Source organism: Mesorhizobium sp. M7A.F.Ca.CA.001.10.2.1 (assembly GCF_003998575.1).
GTDB lineage: Bacteria > Pseudomonadota > Alphaproteobacteria > Rhizobiales > Rhizobiaceae > Mesorhizobium.
In genome coordinates, this window is sequence record NZ_RZQY01001000.1 from 1 (window position 1) to 1,472 (window position 1,472).

The following is a 1,472-nucleotide window of genomic DNA, read 5'->3' on the forward strand; positions in this document are numbered from 1 at the left end:
TCACTTGCGGCGTCGCATCCTCAAACAGCATCTGCTCGTCGGGAAAGGTTGGTAATGCGATATCAGTGACGGCAAGGGCTTCGACGATCGCTGCCTGCGCCTCCTCGCGCTCACGCCAGAGCCGCGGCCGGTAGTTGGGGTCGAAGGCGATAAGGGAACCAGCCGAACGCGCCTTGGCGACGGCCGCCAGCAACGCAGCGCGCGCGGCTTCGTCCAGAATTGCCAAAGTGATTCCGGAAAAATAGACAAGTGCCTGGTTTTCCAGGTTTTTCGATAATGCGGCCGGGTCCGAGGCAAGCTGCCGCGCGGCGGCGTCGCCACGCCAATAAGTGAAGGAGCGTTCGGCTCCCGTCAGCGTGATGGCATAGAGGCCGGGCCGCGCGCCCGCTATGAGCGGGCTGGAGCCGATGCCAATGCCGTTTTCAGCGAAGAAATCGATCTGGCCTTGCGAGAACGGATCGTCGCCGAAGGCCGAGACATAGGTTGCCGGCCGCTCGGTGCTCAGCGCGTGCAGCGCCCACAGCGTGTTGAACGTGTCGCCGGCAAAGCCCATGCGCCAGTTCGGTCCCGTCTGGCCCGACAGTTCGAGCATGCATTCGCCGATCGAGGCGACGCCGTTTCCCGCCATCTACAATCCTCCAGTGATCCCGGTGCTGTAGCTTTTTGCCACCGGCAGCGCCATGCTTGGCAAGCAGGGTTTTTTCCGTCACAGCGTTTTCCCACAGGCTGGCGGGATGCGATCCGTCCGGCAGAGCGTTGTCTGCGGAAGAGGAACCGGTTTGGCATCGATATGGCGTTATCTTCTGGCGGGTCTTGGTCTGGCTGCCTTGCTGGTCGGCATTCTCGCGGTCGTCTTCCTGACGGCGCCGCGGTCGTCGCTGCCTGCCGGCCCGGATGTCTCGCGGACGAAGAACACCGCCAACGCGCTGTTCGTGGCCAGCTTCGCGCCGGAGCGGGGTGTCGTACGGCAGGGCGAACTGCAATCCTGGCTGCTGACCTTGAAGACAAAGGCAGGAGTTCCGGTGGAAGGTGCCGCGATCGCGATTTCGGGCGGCATGCCACTGCACAGTCACGGCCTGCCGACCAGCCCGCAGGCGACCGACTATCTCGGCGACGGGCGTTATCGAATCGAAGGAGTGAAATTCACCATGAGCGGCTGGTGGCAGTTGCATTTCGCCATCTCGGCCACCGCCGGCTCCGACACGGTGCTCTTCAACGTGGTGCTGTGAGCAGGACATGAGGCGGCTTTCGCGTTTTCTGGCGCTGATGCTGGCCGTTGTCCTTGCCGGTTGCACGAAGCCGGATTTTTCCGACGCCGAAAAGACGACCATCGCCTCGCTGGCGCTGTCGTCGCTGCCGGCGCTCAAGCCCGACACCACCAATCGTTTTGCCGCCGTGCCGGCCGCCGCCGCACTCGGCTCGACGCTGTTCTTCGATCAGGGCATGAGCGGTGACGGGTCGGTATCCTGTTC

The 1,472-nt window shown here is 63.5% G+C and carries 2 protein-coding genes and 1 pseudogene; 2 read left to right on the forward strand and 1 reads right to left on the reverse strand.

Features of this window, described 5'->3' with window-relative positions; translation table 11 throughout:
* On the reverse strand, window positions 1-628 hold a 628-nt coding region (locus EN964_RS34410; RefSeq protein WP_164776376.1), incomplete at its 3' end, for a sugar kinase.
* Window positions 629-779: 151 nt separating this feature from the next.
* Between EN964_RS34410 and EN964_RS34415 the strand changes: the two genes are divergently transcribed.
* Both EN964_RS34415 and EN964_RS34420 read left to right on the forward strand, forming a co-directional pair.
* On the forward strand, window positions 780-1,229 hold the full coding sequence (locus EN964_RS34415) for a FixH family protein (RefSeq protein ID WP_027039042.1): 450 nt from the start codon (window positions 780-782) through the stop codon (window positions 1,227-1,229).
* 7 nt (window positions 1,230-1,236) lie between these two features.
* Window positions 1,237-1,472, forward strand: a pseudogene (locus EN964_RS34420) (methylamine utilization protein); the annotation flags it as partial.